This window comes from Enterobacter sp. BIDMC93 (assembly GCF_001037805.1).
Taxonomy (GTDB): domain Bacteria; phylum Pseudomonadota; class Gammaproteobacteria; order Enterobacterales; family Enterobacteriaceae; genus Enterobacter; species Enterobacter hormaechei_C.
The window spans coordinates 1,147,766-1,168,698 of the sequence record NZ_KQ089962.1; the positions used below are offsets into that span (position 1 = coordinate 1,147,766).

Annotated in this window: 19 protein-coding genes; 12 read left to right on the forward strand and 7 right to left on the reverse strand. The window is 57.0% G+C overall.

All coding sequences use genetic code 11. The features are described from left to right. Positions 1-73: 73 nt before the first annotated feature. Both SK58_RS05430 and zupT read right to left on the reverse strand, forming a co-directional pair. A complete protein-coding gene (locus tag SK58_RS05430) occupies positions 74-634 on the reverse strand; it encodes a fimbrial protein (protein WP_032672010.1) in 561 nt (186 codons plus the stop codon). Between the two features lie 267 nt (positions 635-901). Further along, entirely contained in the window at positions 902-1,675 is a 774-nt protein-coding gene (gene zupT / locus SK58_RS05435) for a zinc transporter ZupT (protein ID WP_015571892.1), read from the reverse strand. Between the two features lie 130 nt (positions 1,676-1,805). Here zupT and ygiD point away from each other — a divergent pair, with 130 nt between their 5' ends. Next, positions 1,806-2,594 (forward strand): 4,5-DOPA-extradiol-dioxygenase, encoded by a 789-nt coding sequence (gene ygiD / locus SK58_RS05440; RefSeq protein ID WP_017692656.1) that lies wholly within the window; start codon positions 1,806-1,808, stop codon positions 2,592-2,594. A gap of 82 nt (positions 2,595-2,676) precedes the next feature. Here the strand turns inward: ygiD and SK58_RS05445 are convergent, their stop codons facing one another. The 3 genes from SK58_RS05445 to tolC all read right to left on the reverse strand — a co-directional run bounded on the left by SK58_RS05445 (position 2,677) and on the right by tolC (position 6,178). Next, positions 2,677-3,837, reverse strand: coding sequence for a glutathionylspermidine synthase family protein (locus SK58_RS05445; protein WP_017384039.1), 1,161 nt, complete (start codon positions 3,835-3,837; stop codon positions 2,677-2,679). 2 nt (positions 3,838-3,839) lie between these two features. Beyond that, entirely contained in the window at positions 3,840-4,505 is a 666-nt protein-coding gene (locus tag SK58_RS05450) for a DUF1190 family protein (RefSeq protein WP_017384040.1), read from the reverse strand. A gap of 194 nt (positions 4,506-4,699) precedes the next feature. Then, positions 4,700-6,178, reverse strand: coding sequence for an outer membrane channel protein TolC (tolC, locus tag SK58_RS05455; protein ID WP_017384041.1), 1,479 nt, complete (start codon positions 6,176-6,178; stop codon positions 4,700-4,702). Positions 6,179-6,381: 203 nt separating this feature from the next. On the opposite strand from tolC, the gene nudF reads away from it, so the two are divergent. Genes nudF through parE form a run of 5 tightly spaced genes read left to right on the forward strand, consistent with a single transcriptional unit; the run spans position 6,382 to position 10,790 of the window. After that, complete coding sequence (gene nudF, locus SK58_RS05460) at positions 6,382-7,014, forward strand: ADP-ribose diphosphatase (RefSeq protein ID WP_017384042.1); 633 nt, start codon at positions 6,382-6,384, stop codon at positions 7,012-7,014. After that, positions 7,011-7,433, forward strand: coding sequence for a DUF1249 family protein (locus tag SK58_RS05465; RefSeq protein ID WP_003862516.1), 423 nt, complete (start codon positions 7,011-7,013; stop codon positions 7,431-7,433). Before nudF ends, SK58_RS05465 begins: the two co-directional genes overlap by 4 nt. A 27-nt stretch (positions 7,434-7,460) precedes the next feature. Then, positions 7,461-8,288: a 3',5'-cyclic-AMP phosphodiesterase gene (gene cpdA / locus SK58_RS05470; RefSeq protein ID WP_048219474.1), complete on the forward strand. Its 828-nt coding sequence runs from the start codon at positions 7,461-7,463 to the stop codon at positions 8,286-8,288. Continuing rightward, positions 8,288-8,869, forward strand: coding sequence for an esterase YqiA (yqiA, locus tag SK58_RS05475; protein ID WP_015571888.1), 582 nt, complete (start codon positions 8,288-8,290; stop codon positions 8,867-8,869). Before cpdA ends, yqiA begins: the two co-directional genes overlap by 1 nt. A 28-nt stretch (positions 8,870-8,897) precedes the next feature. After that, complete coding sequence (parE, locus tag SK58_RS05480; protein WP_017384044.1) at positions 8,898-10,790, forward strand: DNA topoisomerase IV subunit B; 1,893 nt, start codon at positions 8,898-8,900, stop codon at positions 10,788-10,790. Between the two features lie 85 nt (positions 10,791-10,875). Here parE and SK58_RS05485 read toward each other — a convergent pair whose 3' ends face one another. Next, on the reverse strand, positions 10,876-13,005 hold the full coding sequence (locus SK58_RS05485) for a TonB-dependent siderophore receptor (RefSeq protein WP_015571887.1): 2,130 nt from the start codon (positions 13,003-13,005) through the stop codon (positions 10,876-10,878). Between the two features lie 384 nt (positions 13,006-13,389). Between SK58_RS05485 and SK58_RS05490 the strand changes: the two genes are divergently transcribed. From SK58_RS05490 to SK58_RS05510, 5 genes are read left to right on the forward strand one after another with little or no spacing between them, the layout of a single operon-like run. Next, positions 13,390-14,202, forward strand: coding sequence for an ABC transporter ATP-binding protein (locus tag SK58_RS05490; RefSeq protein WP_017384046.1), 813 nt, complete (start codon positions 13,390-13,392; stop codon positions 14,200-14,202). Further along, positions 14,199-15,182 (forward strand): FecCD family ABC transporter permease, encoded by a 984-nt coding sequence (locus tag SK58_RS05495; protein ID WP_048219477.1) that lies wholly within the window; start codon positions 14,199-14,201, stop codon positions 15,180-15,182. The genes SK58_RS05490 and SK58_RS05495 overlap by 4 nt, the downstream gene beginning before the upstream one ends. Further along, positions 15,179-16,219 carry a FecCD family ABC transporter permease gene (locus SK58_RS05500; RefSeq protein WP_048219479.1) on the forward strand — a complete coding sequence of 347 codons (1,041 nt, stop codon included), beginning with the start codon at positions 15,179-15,181 and terminating at the stop codon, positions 16,217-16,219. The genes SK58_RS05495 and SK58_RS05500 overlap by 4 nt, the downstream gene beginning before the upstream one ends. 9 nt (positions 16,220-16,228) lie before the next feature. Continuing rightward, positions 16,229-17,179, forward strand: a complete 951-nt coding sequence (locus tag SK58_RS05505; protein ID WP_047746986.1) for an iron-siderophore ABC transporter substrate-binding protein — start codon at positions 16,229-16,231, stop codon at positions 17,177-17,179. Next, the gene (locus SK58_RS05510) at positions 17,176-18,051 is read left to right on the forward strand and encodes a MurR/RpiR family transcriptional regulator (RefSeq protein WP_048219481.1); all 876 of its coding nucleotides are present in this window, start codon (positions 17,176-17,178) and stop codon (positions 18,049-18,051) included. Before SK58_RS05505 ends, SK58_RS05510 begins: the two co-directional genes overlap by 4 nt. A gap of 41 nt (positions 18,052-18,092) precedes the next feature. Here the strand turns inward: SK58_RS05510 and SK58_RS05515 are convergent, their stop codons facing one another. Beyond that, positions 18,093-18,932, reverse strand: a complete 840-nt coding sequence (locus SK58_RS05515; RefSeq protein WP_023295450.1) for an AraC family transcriptional regulator — start codon at positions 18,930-18,932, stop codon at positions 18,093-18,095. Between the two features lie 166 nt (positions 18,933-19,098). On the opposite strand from SK58_RS05515, the gene SK58_RS05520 reads away from it, so the two are divergent. Beyond that, positions 19,099-20,913, forward strand: coding sequence for a DUF2264 domain-containing protein (locus SK58_RS05520; RefSeq protein ID WP_048219483.1), 1,815 nt, complete (start codon positions 19,099-19,101; stop codon positions 20,911-20,913). The last annotated feature ends 20 nt before the right edge of the window (positions 20,914-20,933 follow it).

Below are 20,933 nucleotides of genomic sequence, written 5' to 3' on the forward strand. Positions count from 1 at the left end.
CCTGTTACTCGAGTAAATAGAGAGTGCCGACCGGCATGAATTACCAGTCGGCTGGTGCCGTGACGTAACAGAATTATTTGTACATCAGGACGTAGTTAGCCGTGGCTTCAACCTGGCCTGCCGTCGCAGTTTTACCTGTAGGGACTTCCATAACCGCTTTGAAATGCAGCGTCTGGGTGGTTGAACCCGCCAGCAACTCAACCTCGTTGGCTTCTCCCAGTGTGATAGCAGACTCCGCGTTATCCAGCAGACGCACCCCCACGTTCTGCGCACCGCTTGCATAGGTGTTGCTCATCAGGCTGGTATCCGCCGCGTCTGTCGCTGCGCTGGTAAAGGTCACATCCACTTTGGTAATTGGCGTGTCGGTCTCGTCTGCCGGATCGTCAAGCTGGCAGTTTTCCAGATTGATATCGACCGGAACCGGGGTAGATTTTTTGTTGGCGTTGATAACAGCCGTGGTCACTTCACCCAGATCGACTTCTTTATCAACGCTGTCTGGTGCGATACTGCACGGTGCGTCAATAACAATACCTTTGAATTTGATTTTTCCTGAGCCTTGATCATCTGCAAAAGCAGCACCCGATACAATGACTGCCATAGCCGTCGCTAACAGTAGCTTTTTACCCATATACATGAAAATATCCTTTTTCAGAGTGATTCATAATGTGAATATTAATTTCAGAATACTCGCGAAGTATACGAATTAGGGTGGGGAGACGCGATTAACATGACTTAAATATATTTTTAGATGGTTTTAATTAATATTTGCAGGCTATTTTAAGAGGCGTGGTTTTTCGGGGTTTTAACAGGTCTATATTTTTCAGGTTATTATAGGTGAAATATATAGGATTGTTTTTTTGAATAATATATAGCCTCCGTATAAAACGGAGGCTATATATTCTTAGCCAATACCGGCCGTTTGCAGCAGTACCAGACTCATCCCCATCACTGACATTCCACACAGTACGCCGTAGCTGGGGTTATTGTTGGGATCGATCTCTTTCGCCAGCGGCATCAGCTCATCGACAGAGAGCGCGACCATAATCCCGGCCACGGCAGCCATAATCGCAGCCATCACAATCGGGGAGACGAGGCTACCGAGGATCAGCCACGCCAGCACGCCGCCGAGAATTTCAGCCATCCCGGAGATACCCGCCCAAAAGACAGCCGTACGTTTTGAGCCCGTGGCGGCATAAACGGGCCCGGCAACGGCAAGTCCTTCAGGAATATTGTGCAAAGCCACGGCCAGCGCCACACCAAAACCCATTTCCAGGTTGCTGCTGGCCGTGACATAGGTGGCGATACCTTCCGGAAAGTTATGCAGGCTGATACCCAGCGTCAGCAGAATGGCCGTGCGTTTGATATTGCCCGGGATGGGGGTAACGCTTTTTTGCATTAAATCCTGCGGGTGCGCGTGAGGAAGAATACGGTCGAGCGCAAAATAACCCAGCAGTCCAATGATAAACATGCCATAGCCCAGAACAGGCGACATACCTTCGGTGTGAAGCGCGGCGGGCAGCATCTCCATCAGCGAGATAAGCAGCATGATCCCGGCGGCGAAACCCAGCGAGAAGGCCAGAAGGCGATTAGAGGGTTTTTGCCCGAGTACCCCGAGGAACGCACCGATAAAGGTTGCGGCGCCCGCGAGTAAGGTCAAAATCAACGGTACTGACATGCATTCTCCTTAAGCGATATCTGACATTCAAATTTCCTGATGATGATCTTCACGGTTATCTGCGTTCATCTTCACCTGAATGCGCGTAATGTAGGCCCATCACATTGACACCTCCTCTAAGGATATCACCATGTCTTCTTCTCGTATGCCAGCACTGTTTTTAGGCCATGGCAGCCCAATGAACGTCCTGGAAGATAACGTCTATACCCGTGCCTGGCGTCAGCTGGGTGAGACGTTACCGCGTCCGAAGGCAATTGTGGTGGTCTCTGCGCACTGGTTTACCCGGGGTACCGGTGTGACGGCCATGGAAGCGCCAAAAACGATTCATGATTTTGGCGGCTTTCCGCAGGCGCTGTATGACACGCATTATCCTGCTCCGGGCTCCCCCGAGCTGGCGCAGCGGCTCGTTGATCTGCTCGCCCCTGTTCCGGTTGCGCTGGACAAAGAAGCCTGGGGCTTTGACCACGGCTCATGGGGGGTGTTGATCAAAATGTATCCGGATGCCGATATCCCGATGGTGCAACTGAGTATCGACAGCACCAAACCGGCTGCCTGGCACATGGAGATGGGGCGTAAGCTGGCTTCGCTTCGTGATGAGGGCATCATGCTGATTGCCAGTGGCAACGTGGTACACAATCTGCGTACGGTACGCTGGCACGGTGAAAATACGCCGTACCCCTGGGCAACAGCCTTTAATGACTATGTAAAAGACAACCTGACCTGGCAAGGGCCGGCCGAACGACACCCTTTGGTGAACTATCTGGATCACGACGGCGGTTCGCTCTCTAACCCGACGCCGGAACACTTCTTGCCATTGCTGTATGTATTAGGCGCGTGGGATGGTCAGGAGGTTATTACAATCCCGGTCGACGGTATTGAGATGGGGAGCTTGAGTATGCTGTCGGTGCAGGTGGGGTAAAAACATGTCGGGTGGCGGCTTCGCCTTACCCGACCTACATATTGAGCGTAGGCCCGGTAAGCGTAGCGCCACCGGGCAAGTCTTACTCGACGAAAATATGCGGGTAGAAACGCGACAGATCCTGCGTAATCAGCGCGCGATCTTCGCGAATGCCAATCCCGGCAGGCTGATCGTTAATAAGCCAGCTGCCGATCAACGTATAGCTGTCGCCAAACTTCGGCAGTTGATAAAACGCCTGGACGATCATCCCTTCTTCACCGTACGGCCCTTCAACCGCTTCCAGCGTTTTACCGTTTTCGATAATCGAGACGTTTGCCCCTTCACGGGAGAAAATTGGCTTAACGACGTATTTCTCCATCGGTGGGAAATCATCTTCAGCAAAGTAAGCAGGCAGCAGGTTCGGGTGATTCGGGAACATCTCCCACAGCATCGGCAGCAGGGCTTTATTGGAGATAATGCTCTTCCAGGCCGGTTCCAGCCAGCGCACGCCGGCGTCTTCCAGTTTGGTAGAGAACATTTCCCGCAGCATGTATTCCCACGGATAGAGCTTGAACAGGTTGCTGATGACCTGATCCTGCATGTCCGTAAACTGACCTTTTTCACCTAAACCGATATCTTCGATATAGAGGAATTCCGTCGCCACTTCCGCTTCGGCTGCGCAGTCCTGCAAATACTGAACCGTACCGCGATCTTCTTCGGTATCGCGGCAGCAGGCGAGGTGCAACAGGTTGAAACCGTGCTGTTCACGCAGTTCGACGAAACGCTCAATCAGCTTTTCCTGAAGGCTGTTGAACTGGTCGCTGCCTTCGGGCAAGTTTCCGGCATTCGCCTGATCTTCCAGCCAGATCCACTGGAAGAACGCGGCTTCGTACAGAGAGGTTGGTGTATCCGCGTTGTTTTCTAAAAGCTTCGGTTCACCCACGCCATCCCATGCCAGATCGAGGCGAGAGTAGAGCGAAGGCTGGTTCGTTTTCCAGGACTGACGAACAAAACTCCAGGTGTGCTTCGGAATGCGGAATTTGGTCATCAGCTCATCGCTGTCGATGACTTTTTCTACTACCTTCAGGCACATCTGGTGCAGCTCTGCGGTTACCTCTTCAAGCTTTTCGACCTGAGCGAGCGTGAGCTTATAGTAAGCATCTTCACACCAGTACGGCTCGCCGTACATGGTGTGAAAGTTGAAACCGTATTCGGTGGCTTTTTCGCGCCAGTCCGGGCGCTCAACAATACTGACTCGTTCCATGATCAGCCGCCCATTGAGCGAGTTGAGGAGCCGGTCGCACTACGCTGCATGGTGGTTTGTTTGGCAACAGACTCACCAAAGCCGCCACGGGTAATGGTGCTGGTGGTGGCTGGTTTCGGCGCCATTGCGGTTTTCGGTACGGTCATCGTACGGCCTGGCGTTGCAGCACCGTAACCCTTGCCGGTGGCATCGGTGTATTTACCGTAGGCCGGGCTGTTCGGGTTTTTGGAGCTAAACAGCGGCTGCTGCTGGTAGCCCGCACCGCCGCTCATCAAACGGCCCATCATATAACCCGCCATCAGCGGCATCCAGAAGCTGCCGCCGGACTGTGCCTGCGCCTGGTTTTCCGGTGCCATACCCGCCTGAGCAGGTGCCTGCTGGCACTGGCCTTCACCGAATTCGGCTACACAGTCTTCGCGAGAGGCATATTTCGGCGCGGTACGTTCCGCTTCTTTGAGGGCGTTGTTATAGGCCGTCGTACACTCAGCGGCTTTACCGGTTGCGCTCGCGCAGTCGTCGGCGTTTTGATACAGCGAAACCGTTTCGTCGTTTTGCTCACAGCCTGCCAGCATAAAGACGGCGGTGACCGCCAGCGCGACAGGTGTCAGGTGGCGTGCGTTCCAGCTTTTGCGGAACGACGCGTGATTCATCGTTTTTGTCCGTTTCATATTTGTCTTCCAGGACCCAGTGGTAATAACGCTCAGGATAGAGGATGAGTGGTTGAAAATGAAGCGAAGAGGGGCGAAATGCGGGGGATCTTTACGTTGGCTTACGTTCAGGTGTGATTTTGCGCCGGGTGGCGCTGTGCTTACCCGGCCTACGGTTAAGTAGGCCCGATAAGCTCAGCGCCATCGGGCAAGGCTTAATGACGGAACGGATTCGTACCGCTGCTGGCAGGTGCGGTGCTACGCGCTGCCGCTGGCTGCGCAAGCGGGGCGCTGCTGTTAGGGGTGAAATTATCAACGGCGGCATCCTGCTGTGGATTTTCCGGCGCGACGCTGTCAGGCGACGTAGGGACCGGTTTGCCTAGCGTGCTGTTCAGCATTTGCAGATCCTGCTCGTTCAGCGTACCCAGCGCCTGCTTGATGTTCAGCTGGTTAATCAGATACTGATAACGTGCGCTGGAGAGCTGCTGTTTCGCGTTATACAGCGTGGTCGTTGCGTCTAACACGTCCACGATGGTACGCGTACCTACGGAGTAACCCGCTTCGTTCGCATCCAGTGAGCTCTGGGCAGAGACGACGGCCTGTTTATAGGCGTTGATGCTGCTGATAGAGGCATTTACGTTGTTGTAGGAAGAACGCACGGTCTGCACCACGTTGCGGTGTGCGCTTTCCAGCTGCTCGCTGGCACCCACAAAGTTGTACTGCGCCTGTTTAACCTGAGAGTTAACCATCCCGCCCTGGTACAGCGGCAGAGAGAAGCTGAGACCCACTTTGTTCTGGCCAACGTTGCTGTCGTCATAGGCCTGAGAGGTCGTTTTAGACCCGCTGTAGCTGGTGTCCGATACGCCGGTAGAGGCGCTCAGGCTCAGAGTTGGCAGGTGACCATCCTGTGCAAGACGGATCTGTTCGCGCGCCAGATCCTGGCTCAGGCGTGCCTGCAACAAGGTCAGGTTGCGGTTTTCCGCTTCTTTCAGCAGGGCGTTAACCGCCTGCGGTTTGTCCGTTTTGAAACTGTCCACGTTCAGAGAGGCCAGCTCAGGATAGTAGTTACCGGTGACCTGACGCAGTGCTTCCAGGGCGTTGTCGAGGTTGTTACGTGCGGTCACTTCGTTAGCCAGTACGGTATCGTACTGTGAACGGGCGTTCTGCACGTCAGTAATGGCGACCAGGCCCACGTTAAAACGCTGGGTGGTTTGATCTAACTGACGGTAAACCGCCTGTTTCTGCGCTTCGGTGTAGGAGAGGGCGTCAATCGCGCTCAGAACCTGGAAATAGGCGGTCGCGGTATTCAGGATCAGCGTCTGCTGATCGGTTTGATAGGTGACATCCTGAATGCCGGCGCTCTTTTCCTGCAAGCTCAGTTCCCGCCATTTGGACATGTCGAACAGGGTTTGTGTAAGCTGTAAAGAGGCGCTGGTGGCATTCGAATCGATGCCATTGTTATCGCGAAAACCGTTAGTGTAGGTATAATCTGCACCTAAGCCTAACTGCGGCAGCAGTGGACTACGTGCTTCGTTAATCTTTTCAAACGCAGCATCACGATCGGCCGCTGATTTACGTAAATCAGGGTTGCCCAGACGTGCCTGCTGGTAGACCTGTAACAGGTTTTCTGCCTGGCTCATTGCACTGAAGCCCGTCAGGCTCAGGCCGATAAGGATGGGGAGCAATTTCTTCATTTGCATTCCTTGTTGTGAAGCAGTATTAGCGCTGATCTAATTAAAAATAATTGCCGATTCTAACAGAATCATCCACACCAAAAGGTTGGCGTAACGTGCCATCTGGCGGTAATTTGCTCCAATCTACCATATAGCCATACAAACGGCAGCCAAACAGCCTTGAAATTCACAATTTCATCACCATTGCTACCAGGACTCGACCGATGCAAAAACCAGAAAACGTGCCTGTCACCTTCGCCAAAAACGATGTAGAAATTATTGCACGAGAAACGCTTTATAGCGGTTTTTTTTCAATGGAACTTTACCGTTTCAGGCATCGTCTGTTTAACGGTGAGATGAGCGGTGAAATCAAACGCGAAATTTTTGAGCGCGGGCATGCGGCTGTGTTGCTACCCTATGACCCAGTGCGTGATGAAGTGGTGCTGGTCGAACAGGTGCGTATTGCGGCTTATGATACCAGCGATACGCCGTGGTTGCTGGAGATGGTGGCCGGGATGATCGAAGAAGGTGAGTCGGTCGAAGACGTCGCTCGCCGTGAGGCGCTGGAAGAGGCGGGCCTGGCGATCGGCCGGACGAAACCGGTGTTGAGCTACCTGGCAAGCCCGGGTGGGACAACGGAACGTTCATCTATTATGGTGGGCGAAGTGGACGCCAAGACAGCGGAAGGGATCCACGGTCTGGCAGATGAAAACGAAGATATTCGGGTTCATGTGGTGAGTCGGGAGCAGGCTTACCAGTGGGTAGAAGAGGGGAAAATCGACAACGCAGCGTCTGTCATCGCCCTGCAATGGCTACAGCTGCATTATCAGACATTACGACACGAGTGGAAAAAATGAAGCGTTATACACCTGACTTCCCAGAAATGATGCGCCTGTGCGAAACCAATTTCGCCCAGCTGCGCCGCCTGCTGCCGCGAAACGACGCGCCCGGCGAAACGGTGAGCTATCAGGTGAGCAACGCGCAGTATCGGTTAACGATAACAGAATCAACGCGCTACACTACGCTGGTGGAGATTGAGCAAACGGCGCCGAGCATCAGCTACTGGAGCCTGCCGTCGATGACGGTACGTCTTTATCATGACGCGATGGTCGCTGAAGTGTGTTCAAGCCAGCAGATCTTTCGCTTTAAAGCGCGGTATGATTACCCGAATAAAAAGTTGCATCAACGCGACGAAAAGCATCAAATTAACCAGTTTTTAGCCGACTGGCTAAGATATTGTTTAGCACATGGAGCAATGGCGATTCCGGTTTGTTAGCGTCATAAACCTACCTAAGGACACCATTTGGAAAGCCTGTTGAACCTGACTGTTGCTGGTGGGGCGCCAGTCAGGATATTACAAATCACCGACACCCACCTTTTTGCCGAAAAGCATGAGACGCTTCTGGGCGTGAACACCTGGGAGAGTTATCAGGCGGTTCTTGACGCGATCCATGCTGAAAAGCGGCCATGCGATCTGATCGTCGCGACGGGCGATCTGGCGCAGGATCAATCCTCCGCAGCCTATCAGCATTTTGCTGAAGGGATTGGGAGCTTTAGCGTGCCTTGCGTCTGGCTACCGGGCAATCACGATTTTCAACCCGCTATGTACAGTTCGCTTCAGGATGCGGGGATTTCACCGGCAAAATGTGTCTTTGCGGGGGACCAGTGGCAAATTCTGCTCCTCGACAGTCAGGTGTTTGGCGTTCCGCACGGTGAGTTGAGCGACTATCAGCTTGACTGGCTGGAGACAAAACTGGCCGCCGAACCGAATCGCAATACGCTGCTGTTGCTGCATCATCACCCGCTGCCGGCGGGCTGTAGCTGGCTCGATCAGCACAGCTTACGCAACTCTGCGGCGCTGGACGGCGTACTGGCGAAATTTCCGCGCGTGAAAAATTTGCTGTGCGGGCACATTCACCAGGAACAGGATCTCGACTGGAATGGTCGCCGCCTGCTCGCGACGCCCTCTACCTGCGTGCAGTTTAAGCCGCACTGCGCCAACTTTACGCTGGATACCATCGCACCGGGCTGGCGCTGGCTGGAGCTGCATGCCGATGGCTCGCTGACCACCGAAGTTTGCCGTCTGACCGGGGCTCAATTCCGCCCGGATACCGCTTCGGAAGGCTATTGATGTCGACGCTTCTCTATCTGCATGGGTTTAACAGCTCACCACGATCGGCGAAAGCGACGCAGCTTCGCCAGTGGCTGAGCGCGAATCATCCCCACGTGGAGATGATTATTCCGCAGTTGCCCCCTTATCCGGCGGATGCGGCAGAGATGCTGGAATCGATCGTGCTTGAACACGGCGGCGAATCGTTTGGCGTTGTTGGGTCGTCGCTCGGCGGCTACTACGCCACCTGGCTGTCGCAGTGCTTTATGTTGCCCGCTGTCGTCGTCAACCCGGCGGTCCGGCCATTTGAGCTGTTAAGGGACTTTCTTGGCGAAAACGAGAACCCCTACACCGGCCAACAATATGTGCTAGAGTCACGCCATATTTACGATCTCAAAGTTATGCAGGTCGACCCGCTTGAAGCGCCCGATCTTATCTGGCTGCTGCAACAGACGGGAGATGAAGTGCTGGATTACCGCCAGGCAGTGGCGTATTACGCATCCTGCCGCCAGACTGTAGAAGAGGGCGGTAACCATGCTTTCACGGGCTTTGAAGATCATTTCACCCAGATTGTCGATTTTCTTGGACTGCACAGCCACTGACAATCAATGCGAATTGCTAGCTTAAATCATGACGCAAACCTATAACGCTGATGCCATTGAGGTACTCACCGGGCTTGAGCCGGTTCGCCGCCGCCCGGGGATGTACACCGATACGACGCGCCCAAACCACCTGGGCCAGGAAGTAATTGATAACAGTGTGGACGAAGCGCTGGCAGGCCATGCCAGACGCGTGGACGTTATCCTGCACGCCGATCAGTCGCTGGAAGTTATCGACGACGGCCGCGGCATGCCGGTAGATATCCACCCGGAAGAGGGTGTTCCCGCCGTTGAGCTGATCCTCTGTCGTCTGCACGCGGGCGGTAAGTTCTCCAACAAAAACTACCAGTTCTCCGGCGGCTTGCACGGCGTGGGGATCTCCGTGGTTAACGCCCTGTCAAAGCGCGTGGAAGTGAACGTTCGTCGCGATGGCCAGGTGTATAACATCGCGTTTGAAAACGGCGAAAAAGTGCAGGATTTGCAGGTCGTCGGGACGTGCGGTAAACGCAACACCGGCACCAGCGTCCATTTCTGGCCTGACGAAAGCTTCTTCGACAGCCCACGCTTTTCCGTTTCTCGCCTGACGCACCTGCTGAAAGCCAAAGCGGTGCTGTGCCCGGGCGTGGAAATCACCTTTAAAGATCACGTAAACAACACCGAACAGAGCTGGCGCTACGAAAAGGGTCTGAACGACTACCTGTGCGAAGCGGTTAACGGCCTGCCGACCCTGCCGGAAAAACCGTTCGTCGGGAATTTCGAAGGTGACACCGAAGCGGTGGACTGGGCGCTGCTGTGGCTGCCGGAAGGCGGTGAGCTGCTGACGGAAAGCTACGTCAACCTGATCCCAACGCTGCTCGGCGGGACGCACGTCAACGGCCTGCGTCAGGGGCTGCTGGATGCGATGCGCGAGTTCTGCGAATACCGCAACATTCTGCCGCGCGGCGTGAAGCTTTCCGCAGAAGATATCTGGGACCGCTGCGCCTACGTGCTCTCCGTGAAGATGCAGGATCCGCAGTTTGCCGGTCAGACTAAAGAGCGCCTGTCGTCACGCCAGTGTGCGGCGTTCGTCTCCGGCGTGGTGAAAGATGCGTTTACCCTGTGGCTGAACCAGAACGTTCAGGCCGCAGAAATGCTGGCTGAAATGGCTATCTCCAGCGCCCAGCGTCGCCTGCGCGCGGCGAAGAAAGTGGTGCGTAAAAAGCTGACCAGCGGCCCCGCGCTGCCGGGCAAGCTGGCGGACTGTACCGCCCAGGATCTCAACCGCACCGAGCTGTTCCTGGTGGAAGGGGACTCGGCAGGCGGATCGGCCAAGCAGGCGCGCGATCGTGAATATCAGGCGATCATGCCGCTCAAGGGTAAGATCCTCAACACCTGGGAGGTCTCGTCTGATGAAGTGCTGGCCTCGCAGGAAGTACACGACATCTCCGTGGCGATCGGCATCGATCCGGACAGCGACGATCTGAGCCAGCTGCGCTACGGCAAGATCTGTATCCTCGCGGATGCGGACTCCGATGGTCTGCACATCGCCACGCTGCTCTGTGCGCTGTTCGTGAAGCACTTCCGCACGCTGGTGAAAAACGGTCACGTCCACGTGGCGCTGCCGCCGCTGTACCGTATCGACCTTGGCAAAGAAGTCTACTATGCGCTGACGGAAGAAGAGAAAGCGGGCGTGCTGGAGCAGCTCAAACGCAAGAAGGGCAAACCGAACGTTCAGCGCTTTAAAGGGCTGGGCGAGATGAACCCGATGCAGCTGCGTGAAACCACGCTGGATCCGAACACCCGCCGTCTGGTGCAGCTGACCATCAGCGATGAAGACGAACAGCAAACCAACGCCGTGATGGATATGCTGCTGGCCAAGAAACGTTCTGAAGACCGACGTAACTGGCTCCAGGAGAAAGGCGATATGGCGGATATTGAGGCCTGATGTCCCCTCACCCTAACCCTCTCCCACAGGGAGGGGGTTAGGATCGTAGGCCCGGTAAGCGTTAGCGCCACCGGGCTTTTTTACGTCAAAACTCCATCTTCACCGTAAACTGCACTTCACGCGGGTCGCCAATCTGGTTGCCCAGGTTGTTGGTCGCAATCGACGACGTGTAGTAGGTCTTATCGAACAGATTCTTCACGTTCACCTGTAGCGTCACCGGATATTGCAGCTTCATTTTGTACGCCGCAAATGCATCCGCCACGAAATAGCCCGGCAGATAATAATCCGCACCGTTAGTCGCTGAGCGGCGGCTTACGCCGTGCCCGCCGCCGCCAATTGTCAGCGTATTCCCGGCAAACGCATTGTGAATATCGTACGTCAGGAACAGGGAGCCGGTATGGCGCGGTACGTTCGGCAGCGGTTTGCCCGCGTAGTCCGGGTCTTCCAGCACCTTCGCATCGGTATAGCCGTAGCTGGCGATAATGTTGGTGTTCTCGGTCAGCGATCCGGCGAGATCCACTTCGACACCCTGCGAGCGCACGCGGCCCGCGGTTTTGGCGACGGTTTCATCACCGACGCTCTCGGTGTACAGCACGTTGCGCTTGTGGATATCAAACAGCGCGATGTTGGCGGTAATGCCGTCGAACAGGTCGAACTTAGCGCCTATTTCATACGCGTTCGACGTTTCCGGCGGCAGGTCGCCGATGTAGCTCGCAATGGACGACTGCGGCATAAACGTCTGGGAATAGTTGGCAAACAGGGAGACTGCCGGCGTGAGCTTGTATACCAGGCCCAGCTTCGGCGTCCACTGGTCGTCGCGGCTGTCGGTGTTGACGTTAAACGGACGGCCTTTGCCCGCGTACTGGGTGTAATACTGGTAGCGCAGTCCGGCAACGGCGATCCATTTATCGGTCAGGTACAGCGCGTCCTGCGCGTAGGCGGAGTAGCTCTCCTGCTTGATGGTTTGATCGCTGTCGGCTGCCGAGACGGTGGTGCACTTGCCGAGGCTGCCGTAGCTCGGGTTGTAAATATTGAAATCCTTAACGTTCTTACAACGGATCATGTCCGTGCGCAGCAGATCGTAATTCTCATACGACACGCCGGTCAGTATCTCATTGTAAAAGCCCGCGATGTCCACGTTCCCCTGCAAATCTGCCCGCGTTGTGTGCATACGCTGGGTCGAACCCTGGGTCGCATCCACGCGGCGGGTCAGGTTGCCGGTTTTTGAATCGTAGGCCATCACGCGAGCCTGGTTATCGCTGTACTTATCCTGGCTGTAGCTGTAGTCGAACTTCGCGGTCCACTGGCTGTTGAGCCGATACTCCGCGTTAAGCTGAGCGAGGTCGGACTGACCGTCGGTCACGTTAAATGGCTCATCAAAGCGGGTTTTGCGATCGACGTCGACGGCCTTTTTGGTGTTGAGATCGAAGATCGTTCCGCGATCGAACGGCGTTTTATAGTCGCGATGCGAATAGAGCACGGTCACGGTGGCATCATCGCCGAACCAGGTCAAAGACGGGGCGATAAAGGTGCTGCGTTCGGTGCCGAAATTACGCCAGTAATCCTCGTCCTGATACTCCCCCGTCAGGCGATAGGCCAGACGCGTACCTTCAATTGGACCGGTGACGTCAAACTGTCCGCTACCGCCGCCAAAGCTGGTTGATGTGGCAGAAATCGAGCCGCCGAAGGTTTTCTCCGGGCGTTTGGTCACCACGTTAATCAGGCCGCCGGGGTCGAGAATACCGTAAAGGGTCGAGGCCGGGCCTTTTAGCACCTCCACGCGCTCGGTTGCGGCATTGAAGCTGCGCGGCAGCACGGTGCGCAGGCCGTTGGTCATGATCGAGCCATCGCGGTTTGCGCCGAAGCCACGGCGCACGAAGGCATCCTGCGTGCCGCCCAGGGTGTTGGTCTGCACCACGTTGCTGACGTTATACAGCGCCTCGTCTAGCGTGGTCGCGTTTTGGTCTTCCAGCACTTTATCGCTGACGGTATTGACCACCTGCGGGATGTCCAGCATCGGCATGTTGGTCAGCGTGGCGGTGGAGGTGTTCAGGGGCTGATAGCCGCTGGTGGCGTCGGTGGAAGCGTAAGGATCGGCAGTGACGGTAAGCGTCTCACCGTCTTTTGCTGCTGCGTGCACCAGAGGCGCCATGAACAGGAGTGAAAAGAGCGCGCGCCCTTTTACCCCGGCGAATGAAGGTGTGAACTTAGCCATTACATCTGTTTTCCCAAAATATCCTGCGATGAAATGCTCGCGGAAGAATGTGTGAGTCATTGCCCTTACGGTCTGTCCGTTAGCCTCTACGGCATCGGACTTGTAATTGAGAATCATTCAAGCATGAGGGCATGTAGTAGTAAATGGAATAAATAAAAATTTCGCTACAGAGGTTTCTCTCTGGCTAACACGCTTCGATTTATTGCTTAAGGTATTGAAAATAATCAATAAAAATGAATTTTAATTTGTGCGGTGATGCTCAATTATCCCTGGGTTTTACAGGGTGTATCTTCGCTTGACTACTACATGGAGCGGCGGCAAACTCACAAAAGAGAATGAGTTTTATTTTTATTTGTTGGTTTTTTTTCTTACGTTGGCGTTCACGTGGCTCACTACATCAAAAAGCCGGGACTGGTTCTTGAGAACCTCTCCGCGGGTTACCAGAAAAAAATCATCGTTGATGATATCTCCCTTGCGATCCCCCAGCAGAAAATGACTGTTCTGGTGGGCGCAAACGGCTGCGGAAAATCGACGCTGTTAAGTACCCTCGCACGGCTGCTTCAGCCGCTCGGCGGCAGCGCGGTGCTGGACGGCAAAGCCATCCACTCGCAGCCAACCAAAGCGGTCGCCCGCCAGCTCGGGATCCTGCCGCAGTCTCCGCTGCTTCCAGAAGGGTTAACCGTATTTGAGCTGGTCTCGCGCGGACGTTTCCCCTGGCAGAACGTGATGCGCCAGTGGAGCGAGGAAGACGAGCGGGCCGTGGAAGAGGCGTTACGCCTGACCGGAACGGCAGAGTTTGCCCATCATCTGGTTGAAAGCCTGTCCGGCGGCCAGCGCCAGCGCTGCTGGATCGCTATGGTGCTGGCGCAGCAAACGCCCTATATCCTGCTGGATGAACCCACGACGTACCTCGATCTTCGCTACCAGGTGGAGATCCTCGAACTGCTGCACACGCTGACGCGCCGGCACGGGCGCACCGTGGTGGTGGTTCTGCACGATCTCAACTTCGCCGTGAATTACGGTGATTCGCTGGTCTTTTTACGTCAGGGAAAGGTTGAGGGGGTACTGCATGAGGGCGACGCCTGCACGCCGGAGCTGATCAAAGCGGTGTTTGACGTCGACGTGCATATGTCGGTTAACCCGCTGACCGGCAAGCCGTTCTTTATGCCGTTCCGTCAGGCTGACGACAAACCATGATGCGCACATCTGTGGCCTTTATTCTCTTTACGCTGCTGCTTCTGGCAGGCGCGATTGCGCACCTGAGCATCGGGGCGCGCGTTATCGCCCCCCGGACGGTAGTAGACGCATTTTTCCACTTCGACCCGCGCAATTTTGAGCATAGCGTGATCGTCAGGCTGCGCTTGATGCGGCTGTGCGCCGCCCTGGTGGCGGGCGCGGCGCTCGGCGTCGCGGGCGTGCTGCTGCAATCAGTGATCCGCAACCCGCTCGGCGAGCCGCATATCCTGGGGCTGAATGCAGGGGCGGCGCTGGCGGTGGTGCTGACGGGTGCCCTCGGGCTGTCGCTGCCGTTTGGCCGCCCTCTGATAGCCGCAGCTGGCGCCGCCGCGCTCTTTTTGCTGGTGCTAACGTTCTCCTCATCCGGGCGTACCGGTCTCACGCCGATGAAGGTCACGCTGTGCGGCGTGGCAATGTCGGCATTTGCCTCATCGATAACCGCCACGGTGTTGATTCTGGATGAACAGACGCTGCTGGCCGTGCGGACCTGGCTTGCGGGGGATGTGGCGGGAGTCATCGGCGAGACGATCGCTAGCGCCGCGGGGGCCGCTGCCGTGGGTTTTGCGCTGGCGCTCTGGCTGTCGCCGTCGCTGAACATGCTGGCGCTGGGCGAGAGAATGGCGCAGGGGCTTGGCGTGTCGCTGCTGAAAACGCGCCTGCTCGCGCTGCTGGCCATCGCCCTGCTGTGCGGCGCGGCGGTTTCAGTTGCCGGACCGATCGGGTTTATCGGACTCGTGGTGCCGCAGCTGATTCGCCGTCTGGTATCGGTGGACCTGCGCGTGATGGTGCCGCTTTCAGCCCTCTGCGGGGCGCTGGTTCTGCTGATGGCGGATATCGCCGCCCGTACGCTGTTTACGCCGTATGAGCTGGCAACCGGCGTGATGACTGCGCTGGTCGGCGCGCCGGTCTTTATCCTTATGGCGTCAAGGATGTTCAAATGAACCGGGCTGGATTGAGGGCAGTACGATTTTTCTCCTTCTCGGCGCTGGTTCGCCCGAGGGCGCTGCTGTATCTGGCCGTATTATCGCTTGCCGCTCTCCTGCTGCTAAGTTTTGGCCTGACGCACGGTTCGCTGCCCATTCCTGCTTCCGCCATCGGACGTGCGCTGTTTTATCCTGAACGTCTGACGGCGGATGCGCATTACATTGTGATGGATATCCGCCTGCCGCGCCTGCTGATGGCGGTGCTGTGCGGCGCGATGCTCGGCATGGCGGGGGCGGCCATGCAGTCCATTACCCGCAACGGCCTTGCTGACCCCGGTCTTATCGGCGTGAAAGAGGGCTGTAGCGCGGCGGTGCTGCTGCTGATTTTTCAGTTTCCGGGATTGGGGCCGTACTGGCGTCCACTTATCGGCATGGCCGGTGGGCTGCTGACCGCGCTGCTGGTAGTGGCGCTGGCGCGTGATATCTCGCGCCAGCGATTCATCCTGATCGGCATCGGCGTGTCATGGGCGTTTGCCGCCGCGATGGGGGTCTTTATGACGACCGCCGACGTGCGCGACGTCCAGACGGCGATGCTGTGGCTGGCGGGGAGCCTGCATACGGCAAGCTGGACGCTGGTCAGCATCGCTGCTGCCTGGACAGTGCCAGCGTTTGCGCTGCTGCTCTTTACCGCACGCGCCGCAGACGTAGCCTTGCTCGGCAACCACACTGCGACGGGGCTGGGCGTGCGGACTTCACGCCTCGCTCTGCTGCGCGTGTTTGCCCCCGTGGTGCTCACCGCGGCCTGCGTCTCCTGCGTGGGGAGTATCGGCTTTGTCGGGCTGATTGCCCCGCACATGGCGCGCCTGCTGCTGCGCGGAGGGCAAACGGCACTGCTGACGGGAAGTGCCGTACTGGGCGCGCTGCTGGTGCTGCTGGCGGATAACGTCGGGCGGCTGGCATTTCTCCCGTTGCAGCTGCCGGCGGGAATTGTCATTTCACTGATTGGCGGACCGTTTTTCCTGCTGCTGCTCTGGCAGCGTCGGGATCGATTTTAGGGGATAAAAATGCGCGTATTTTTTGCAATGCTGGTGCTGGTGGGTTTTGCTGTAGGAGCCGCAGAGCCAACGCAGACGTTTACTGACGACCTGAACCGCAACGTGGTGGTGCCGGTTAACCCGAAGCGGATTGTGTCCCTGCACGACCTGGATATCACCATTCCGCTGATCGAGCTTGGCGTACCGCCGGTTGCCAGCCATGGCCGCACCCGACCGGACGGCAGCCATTTTCTGCGTTCCAGCGGTATGCTGACGGGCATCGATTTTGATAATTCCGACATCACATTCATCGGCACCGCGGATATCGATATTGAAGCCATCGCCGCGGCGAAGCCGGATCTTATCATCACCGAGCCGACCCGCAACACGCCGATCGAACAGCTTGAAAAAATTGCCCCGACGGTGAGTATCGATCACCTCGACGGCGGTGCGCCGGAGATCTACCGCAAGCTGGCGCAGCTTACCGGGACAGAGGCGCGGCTGAAGATTCTGGAGCGTCGCTATCAGGAGCAGATCGAGGCGCTAAAGGCGACCATCGATACGAGCAAACTGACCGTCTCGGTGATTCAGGCCAATCAGGGCAAAATCAACGCCATGCACAGCTACCACTCGCTTGGGCGCGTGCTGCGCGACGCAGGGTTCAGGTTCCCGCCGCTGATTGAGAGCATCCCGGAGGGCGGGCGCATCGACGTCAGCGCCGAGCGCCTGCCGGAGCTGGATGCTGATTTTGTCTTTGCCACCTGGCGCGGGGACACCGGCGGAAAACCGCAGGACGAGCTGGCGGCGATGGATGCGGTGATGCCGGGCTGGTGTCAGTTTCTCAACGCCTGCCGAACCGGGCATTACGTGCTCATCTCCCGCGAGGAAGCGATCTCAAATTCATTTGCCTCGCTGGGGCTGATGGCCGCGCAGGTGCAGTCGCAGATAGTGGGCCGTCCGCTGCCGGAGGCCGCACGATGATCCGAAAAATTGATGTCTACGGCGACCGCCTCCGCTCGCGGGCGCACCAGCTGACGCCGCGTCTGCTGCAGGTGGCGAGCTATATCAATGAAAATCGTGAAGCGGTTATTGAGCAGACGGCAATGGAGATTGCCGCTGTGCTACACACCTCGGACGCCACCGTGGTGCGTGCCATTCAGGCGCTTGGGTTTGGCGGGCTGCGGGATCTCAAGCAGACCCTGGAGCAGTGGTTTGGCCCGGTGGTCACCTCCAGCGAGAAGATGTCCACCACGGTAAACACGCTTACCAGCGACGTCGACGCGAGCATCGATTTTGTGCTGGAAGGCCATCAGCACACCTGCGCGGTGTTGTCCGAACCGGGCAACCGCTACGCGATGGCGCAGGCCGTGTCGCTGCTGGCGCAGGCGAGACAGGTCGCTATTTTTGGCATTGGCGCATCCGGCATTCTGGCCGAGTACACCTCGCGACTGTTTAGCCGTATAGGCCTGCCTGCGATCCCGCTCAACCGCACCGGTATTGGCCTCGCCGAACAGCTGATTGCCCTACAGCGCGGTGACGTGCTGGTAATGATGGCGCAAAAATCCGCGCACCGGGAGGGGCAGACCACGCTGCGCGAAGCGAAGCGCCTGGGTATTCCCACCATTTTGCTGACCAACGCCACGGACTCGCGCTTTAGCAAAGAGGCAAACGTAGTGATCCACGTCCCGCGCGGCGGCGAGAAAGGCAAAATCCCGCTGCACGGCACGGTGCTGCTGTGCCTGGAGATGATTATTCTGTCCGTCGCCTCCACCGAGCCGCAGCGCACCATCAAGTCGATGAAGCGCATCAACGAGTTACACCGCGGATTAAAGCCGGGGAAGAAGAGCGGATGATCTTCCCCCTCTCTCCGTGGGAGAGGGCGGGGGTGAGGGCGTCAAACCGCACGATGGTTCTTCCTGTACTGCAACGGCGTCTCGCCAATCCCCTTTTTAAACGCGCTGATAAACCACGTCACGTCGGAAAATCCCGCCTGTGCGGCAATGTCACGCACGCTCGAATCCGTGTGGAGTAAACACTCGCACGCCTTACGCAACCTTAGCGTGTTCAGGTAGTCGTGAATTTTTTCGCCCGTTTCCGCATGGAATCTTCGCGATACGTAACTGCGTGATTTACCCAGCTCTTCGGCCAGGGCATCCAGACGAAATTTCTCCTGATAATGCTCGTCGAGCCAGAACATTACCTGGCTGGCGATCCCCTGGCTGTTGCCCGGCTCACCGTCGCGATCGTCGGGGAGCATCGCGAACAGGCCGATCAGCAGGCTGGCGATGCTCTCGCCGTTCATCGGCGGTTTATAGCAGCTAAACAGATGGTCGATATGGTGGTGACAGTGGGCTAAATCGGCGACCCACGCTTCGCCGCCACGGCGTGACAGCCGCTCCAGGCGCTGCCGGGTCTGGGGAAAATCCCGCAGGATCTTCAGCACCGCGTGCTGGTCGAGATGAATAATGGTGCGGCGGTAAATTGCCTCCGCCTGTTCGTCCACCATGACCTTGTGCAGCGTAAAAGGCGGGAAGAAAAACAGTCGTCCGGGGCGCATGGTGTAGTGACGATTATCGACAATCGCCACGCCAAAGCCCTCTTCCACATAGAGGATCTCCAGACACTGATGCCAGTGATGGTAGCGCACCGTATTGGCAAACAGGCGGCTGAACGAGGCCACGGTATCGTTCAGGGCGATCAGTTCCAGAAGGTCGGATGTCGGCGTGTCGCGCATAGTGCAATAAAACTCAACTTTTTCCCGTCTGATCGTCTTTATAAACCACCTTTTTAAATTTTCTCAACTGGAGGTTTATTCATCGTTCATGCCTGTGACATGGCTAACATTTCTGCCCCTTGCGGATTCACTATGCTTTGCCGCAGTTGATTACGAGGGCGAACCGATGTGGGCGGCAAACAAAGAAAAATCAAATCCGTTGTCTTCACGCCAGGAGGTAGTGGCGTCGTTGAATGCACTTTTACAGGCGCTGGACACGCAATTTCCGGTGAACCGTTCACGATTCCCGCTGGGCGACACCTGCGCCCATTACACAGCGGATATTGCGCAGATGGAGGGACTTTCTCGCGCGCTGTGGGGGCTGTTTCCGCTGATGGCATCTGGCGAAAGCACGCCGTTCAGCGAGAAGTACCTTACTGCCATTAAGCTTGGTACCGACCCGCAAAGCAGCGGCTACTGGGGTGAAACCGGCCCGTACGATCAGCGTCTGGTGGAGATGGCGGCCTACGGTCTGGGGCTCGCTCTGCTGGGGGATAAACTCACCGCGCACTTTACCGGGCGCGAGGTGATGAACCTGCACGCGTGGCTCAACCAAATCACCGACGCGCAGATGCCGGACAGCAACTGGAACTATTTTGCCATTATGGTCCAGCTCGGCTTTAAGCGCGCCGGCCTGCCGTACGATCGGGCCGCCATTGACCACCGCTTTGCGCTGATGGACGCCTACTACCTCGGCGACGGCTGGTATTCCGACGGTCCCGGTCGCCCGAAAGATTACTACATCTCCATGGCTTTCCATTTCTACGGCCTGATTTACGCCACGCTGAGTGACGACGAGGCGAGGGCGAAGGTGCTGCGCGAGCGCTCGCGTCTGTTCGCGGAAGACTTTATCTACTGGTCCGCCGCCGATGGCGCCTCGGTGCCGTTTGGCCGCAGCCTGACCTACCGCTTTGCCATGGTTGCCTTCTGGAGCGCGGTGGCCTTTTCTCAACTGGACGTCTTCACCCCGGGCATCGTGAAGGGCATTGTGCTGCGGCATCTGCGCTGGTGGCAGCAGCAGTCGATTGTCGATCGCGACGGTATTCTTACCCTGGGGTTTGCGTATCCGAACCTGGCGATGTGCGAGGATTACAACTCCCCCGGTTCACCGTACTGGGCGCTGAAAATCTATCTGATCCTGGCGCTGCCGGAAGCACACCCGTTCTGGCAGGCGGAAGAACAACCGCTGCCCACGCTTGCTGAAAAACATGTGATTCCGCATGCGCAGCAGATCCTGATGCATTCGAAAGATTCGCAGCACGTCGTCATGCTCACCGCCGGTCAGCTGGAGCTGAACAACTACGTCAACACCGAAGCGAAATACACCAAATTTGCCTACTCCAGCCGCTTCGGATTCACCCTTGAGCGCGGGCGTTTTGGCCTGAAGCATGCCGCCTGCGATTCCATGCTGCTGCTGGCGGACGGAGATGACTATTTCCGCGGTCGTCGCGAGTGCGAAGAGGTTCGGGTGGATGAAAATTACCTTTTCTCGCGCTGGTCGCCGTGGCGCGACGTGCAGATTGCGACCTGGCAGATCCCGTTCGGGGAGTGGCACCTGCGCCTGCACCGTATCAACAGCGCGCGCACTCTGCAAACCGTCGAGGGCGGCTTTGCGGTGATGAAAACCGCCCACCAGGTGCGCGAACGCGGTTGTTATCTGTTGGCTGAAAACGGCAGCAGCGTCATTGTCGATCTTTCGCCGATCATTCAGCGCCAGCCAGACAGCATCGTCACGCCGCCGAACAGCAGCATTATGTTTGCGGAGTGCGCCTCCATTCCGCTGTTAAAAGCTGACCTCCCGCAAGGGGAAAGCTGGCTCTGTTGCGCCGTTCTGGCTGGCGGAAAACAGCCCGCTGCGGCGACGCCGCAGCTGAATATAACCCATAACCAGGTCGTGATTAGCGAACCCGGAAGCGAACGTAAGCTGTCGTTCACATTATAAAAATCTGGCCCTACACCCCG

What these genes read in the sequence shown, in the direction of transcription:
- SK58_RS05430 (WP_032672010.1), bottom strand. Translation starts at nt 634, where the DNA reads ATGTATATGGGTAAAAAGCTACTGTTAGCGACGGCTATGGCAGTCATT.
- zupT (WP_015571892.1), bottom strand. Translation starts at nt 1,675, where the DNA reads ATGTCAGTACCGTTGATTTTGACCTTACTCGCGGGCGCCGCAACCTTT.
- ygiD (WP_017692656.1), top strand. Translation starts at nt 1,806, where the DNA reads ATGTCTTCTTCTCGTATGCCAGCACTGTTTTTAGGCCATGGCAGCCCA.
- SK58_RS05445 (WP_017384039.1), bottom strand. Translation starts at nt 3,837, where the DNA reads ATGGAACGAGTCAGTATTGTTGAGCGCCCGGACTGGCGCGAAAAAGCC.
- SK58_RS05450 (WP_017384040.1), bottom strand. Translation starts at nt 4,505, where the DNA reads ATGAAACGGACAAAAACGATGAATCACGCGTCGTTCCGCAAAAGCTGG.
- tolC (WP_017384041.1), bottom strand. Translation starts at nt 6,178, where the DNA reads ATGAAGAAATTGCTCCCCATCCTTATCGGCCTGAGCCTGACGGGCTTC.
- nudF (WP_017384042.1), top strand. Translation starts at nt 6,382, where the DNA reads ATGCAAAAACCAGAAAACGTGCCTGTCACCTTCGCCAAAAACGATGTA.
- SK58_RS05465 (WP_003862516.1), top strand. Translation starts at nt 7,011, where the DNA reads ATGAAGCGTTATACACCTGACTTCCCAGAAATGATGCGCCTGTGCGAA.
- yqiA (WP_015571888.1), top strand. Translation starts at nt 8,288, where the DNA reads ATGTCGACGCTTCTCTATCTGCATGGGTTTAACAGCTCACCACGATCG.
- parE (WP_017384044.1), top strand. Translation starts at nt 8,898, where the DNA reads ATGACGCAAACCTATAACGCTGATGCCATTGAGGTACTCACCGGGCTT.
- SK58_RS05485 (WP_015571887.1), bottom strand. Translation starts at nt 13,005, where the DNA reads ATGGCTAAGTTCACACCTTCATTCGCCGGGGTAAAAGGGCGCGCGCTC.
- SK58_RS05495 (WP_048219477.1), top strand. Translation starts at nt 14,199, where the DNA reads ATGATGCGCACATCTGTGGCCTTTATTCTCTTTACGCTGCTGCTTCTG.
- SK58_RS05500 (WP_048219479.1), top strand. Translation starts at nt 15,179, where the DNA reads ATGAACCGGGCTGGATTGAGGGCAGTACGATTTTTCTCCTTCTCGGCG.
- SK58_RS05505 (WP_047746986.1), top strand. Translation starts at nt 16,229, where the DNA reads ATGCGCGTATTTTTTGCAATGCTGGTGCTGGTGGGTTTTGCTGTAGGA.
- SK58_RS05510 (WP_048219481.1), top strand. Translation starts at nt 17,176, where the DNA reads ATGATCCGAAAAATTGATGTCTACGGCGACCGCCTCCGCTCGCGGGCG.
- SK58_RS05515 (WP_023295450.1), bottom strand. Translation starts at nt 18,932, where the DNA reads ATGCGCGACACGCCGACATCCGACCTTCTGGAACTGATCGCCCTGAAC.
- SK58_RS05520 (WP_048219483.1), top strand. Translation starts at nt 19,099, where the DNA reads ATGTGGGCGGCAAACAAAGAAAAATCAAATCCGTTGTCTTCACGCCAG.